General features: G+C 27.3%; 4 protein-coding genes. All 4 read right to left on the bottom strand.

All coding sequences use genetic code 11. The features are described 5' to 3' along the window. The coding region (locus M0R36_10280) for a hypothetical protein (protein ID MCK9556184.1) at nucleotides 1-1673 on the bottom strand (1673 nt) is incomplete at its 3' end. Between the two features lie 18 nt (nucleotides 1674-1691). Continuing rightward, nucleotides 1692-2570 carry a hypothetical protein gene (locus M0R36_10275; protein MCK9556183.1) on the bottom strand — a complete coding sequence of 293 codons (879 nt, stop codon included), beginning with the start codon at nucleotides 2568-2570 and terminating at the stop codon, nucleotides 1692-1694. Next, nucleotides 2564-3955, bottom strand: a complete 1392-nt coding sequence (locus tag M0R36_10270; GenBank protein ID MCK9556182.1) for a CCA tRNA nucleotidyltransferase — start codon at nucleotides 3953-3955, stop codon at nucleotides 2564-2566. Before M0R36_10270 ends, M0R36_10275 begins: the two co-directional genes overlap by 7 nt. A 2-nt stretch (nucleotides 3956-3957) precedes the next feature. Then, the coding region (locus tag M0R36_10265; protein ID MCK9556181.1) for a hypothetical protein at nucleotides 3958-4205 on the bottom strand (248 nt) is incomplete at its 5' end.

Below are 4205 nucleotides of genomic sequence, written 5' to 3'. Positions count from 1 at the left end.
ACAACATCAATATATACCTTTTCAGTTTTACATAATATTCCATAGACTATCATAGTATTTTTTGGAATATTAATGGATTCTTTACTATTATTCCACACCACAAATTTTAATTCATCTTCATAATCACTGGTAACTATATTTGGCTTCGTTAATACATGAATATCTTTATTTGAATCTAAAGAATTTCTTGCTTCAAAATAAAGTATGTATTCTTCTTCTATTTTGCATCTCCAACCGCTTCTAATCATTTTCACTTCATCCGGATTTATAATCATGTCTTCTATTGTATAAAATCCAAACCCTGGTGCTTTCTTTTCCTTATATGATGGGACCAGAAGATCCTTCTCATCCACGTCTTTGCATGCTATGAAATGAATGGTGGTGTCAGAAGCGGGGGAATAATGTGTTGGGGAATAGTCATCATAATCATCAACATCATATCCGTAATAGTATGGATTATTTTTAAATTGAGGAGCAATTTCCTTTGTGGTTTCGTTATTATTTACCGGTTTAATATCTTCCGTTTTTTGTTCTGGTTTAGAAGCACTTTCCACATTTTTAGTTTTGTCATCGTCTATTTTGAAAGCATCCATAACAGCATTTCCATATTCATCAATATACATACTAAAATTTCTATCATATTCATCTTGATAGGTTTTTCGTTCAATTCCATCTACACACATATCTGCCAACATTCCATAAAAATCACTTTTCAGTCTATAAACTGAAATTTTCTGTATTGTTTTTATATAATTGGGTTTTATATTTTCCTTGGACATTTCGTCATATAAACTTTTGCAATATGTAGATAAATATGATCCCAAATCTTTTTTAGATTTTGGTTTTCCAATTGTTGTAAAAATAGAAATGAATCTTTGATCGGACATATATTTATCACATATTTTATAGAAATTATCCAAAGTATTCACGTTATTTCCTTTCGTATCCGAATTTGAAGAGAATTTTCTTTTTTCGATTCTTCTCATTATATGTCTAATATTTTTAAACATCATCCTATTACCTTTCTGAGTTTTTTCCACATCAGAACTTCTTATTACAAATCCTTCCACATAATTATTTTCTATCACTGCGTTGTGTAATATATATGAAACCATTGATAAATATTTCTCTGGACTTAATTTTATTATTTCAGAAAGATTTGATTTTCTTAATACAGGAACACAAGAAATCCCAAACAACGTTGTTAATTCTGCTAATTTTTCCCATGAAACAAATTCTGAATTTATTTTAATATCATATGCCCACCAGTGATGATTCATAGAATAAGTTATCAGAGTATCCATAGGAGTGTGTTCTATAACTGAAAAATTATTATTATAATATCCTCCGAAAAACACACCATATATTTGCATCGATATTTTATTATCAGAACAATATTTTTTTATTGCTTCAAAATAACAGGAAACTGAATTAAGAACTAAATGATCAAAAATACTGTCATGGCAAATATTAATTTTATTTGCTATTTTTACCTGATTTTTATCTGCAACAAGCGAAATATGAATTCCTCTTATTTTTTCAGTTGCAATCCATTCTTTTTCAAACCCCGATGATTCCTTAATTTCATTTATAAAACCAGTATCAATTTCCTTAATCTCTGGATACCTTAAAAACTTATCCCTGATTAAAATTTCATTTTGGATAATATCCATTTTATGCTCCCTATTTTTTTAGAAACTCGGATCACCTTCATCTTCATCATCTTCTCTATCATCATCTTCATCGTCTTCGCTATCATATTCATCTTCATTATACTCTTCATTAACATTTCTATTAAATAACCAGCTATTATTTCCATCAGAATAAGCTAATGATATTCTCGATGATTTTTCTTTATTTTTCAAATTAATTTTTCTCATAAAAATATCGGCCTTCTGTATTTCATCGTCAATATTAAATAAAAATATACAATTATTAATCATTTTTCTATTTATTATTTCATCCGACAATCCATGTATTATTAGATATTCAAATATATTATATCTATTTGCTAATCCTGCTCCAATTTTAGAAATTAAAAATATTTTATTATATTCACATATCATTTTATCTATTAATAAATTTAATTCTTTTTTAAATACTTCTACATATTCTTCTGGTCTATAAAAAGATTTATCATCCATTGATGGATATTTTTTTGTGATTACACCATATGAATTTATTTCATTTCTAAATTCCGCTGCTCCTGCAGTTCCTTTTCGTATTAAATTATCACCATATACAAAAATACATTCATTGTGTGATCTCAAAAAATCTTTAGATATTTTTTTGTCAATATCAAAATATCTGATTCCGCGTGGAATCTCATATTTCAATTTTTCAACTTTTTTATCAAAATCTTTTTTAGATTTAAACAATACCCATTCTTTATCTAAATACAAATCCAAACACACATCACTCAATTCCAAATAAACTTTTTCTTTTAATACAGCGCTTCTATAAAAATTTTTATATAGTTGAATAAAGTCATGCCCATCTCTTTTCAGTACCTTAAATTCCATTATTTGTAAATTATTTTGATCTATAATAAGATCTTCATTTATTAACATGAATCACTTCCTACTTTGAAATTACACTTGACAAATGAAATGGCTTCTTCCCTATTTTTAATAACACCCTCTATTTGTTTTTCTATCAGTAGATTTTTGATTTCACCAATCCATTTTCCACTATTTGCATTTTTGCAGATTTCCATGATTTCTTTTCCTTTAAGAATACTTTTAATTTCATTCCTATTTTCGCTTGTATAATCCGTATAGAATTCCTCAATTCCTTCTATGAAAATTACAATTCTCTCATTGAGTTCTATATCTGCCTTTCCCAACAGCAATAATTCTTTTAAATAATCTTTGTGTTTTACAATAAATCTAGAAACAAGTTTTTTATTAAATTTATTTTTACATGCAACATATAAATCTTTGATTTCCAGATGATGCTCAATAAGATATTTAACAAGATTTATTTCTTCTAATTTTAATTTAAGATCCCTGCAAATCGTTTCCGATAAAACCATTCCATAATAATTATGTTCCTTAAAACGATAACTTCCTTCGCATCCACTTCTAGTTATTAATTTTCCTATATCATGAATTAAAGCAGAAAATCTAATAATTGGGTCCGGTGTGAGTCTAGCCGTAGAAATTAAAACATCAATACAGTGATCATATAAATCTTTCTTATGATGTTTTCCAGTCTGAGAAAAATTTCTCATCGAAGTTACAACTGGTAGAATATTTTTCATTAAACCAGTAATTTCCAAAAGAAACATAGTTTTTCTAATATTCTCAACTGGGCTAGATAATATCTTAAACCATTCATCTCTAATTCTTTCTTTTGAAATTTTTAATATTTTATCTGAATGTTTTGTAATTTCTATTTTCAATGCTGGATCAATTTCAAATCCCAAGTTAGATGAAAATCTAATTGCTCTTAGCATTCTCAACCAATCTTCTTTTAATCTTTTTTCAGAATCTCCGATTGCACGTATAATTCTTTTATTAAGATCATCAATCCCACCAAAGAAATCTATTATCTCCCCAGTTAATGGATTTTTGGCAATTCCATTTATTGTAAAATCTCTTCTGGAACAATCATCTTTTAAACTTTTTGCTCTGGAGACAACTGCATGTCTACCATCACATTTTTCATCGACTCTATACGTTGTTATTTCAAACGTCTCTTTATGAATGCAATCATATATTACCAATGTCAATGTCAAATGCTCTATCCCAGTGTCATATATTTTAACTCTGCAAGAATTATTATTCATAAATTCAGACGTAAAAATATTTTTTATTTCCTCTGGTGTCGCATCAGTAGTTAAATCATAATCTTTTGGTTTAATTCCTAATAATTCATTTCTAACACATCCACCAACTATAAATAATTCATAACCACTATTTATAAAAGCATTAGAAATAATTTCTAGAAACATAATCACTCCTTGTAGTAGCTAACAATTTTCATAGTCTCTGATAACTTATCCTGAATTTTATTTAGAATATCAGCAATATTAGAATTTTTTGTTAGTCTTAAATCACCATAATATTCTTCCAAACACCATATCAAAAGATCCTTTATTTTTTTAGTATCTGGTTCGTATTGAATCTTTGAACTTTCATATAATTTATCCAAACGTGGAGCATAACTATCAAAAAATTCTAAAACCTTTTCAGATGACCATT

It is taken from the genome of bacterium (assembly GCA_023228325.1).
Taxonomy (GTDB): domain Bacteria; phylum Auribacterota; class UBA6266; order UBA6266; family UBA6266; genus UBA6266.
Note: the sequence above shows the minus strand (reverse complement) of the source record. Positions and strands in the feature narration are given on the sequence as shown.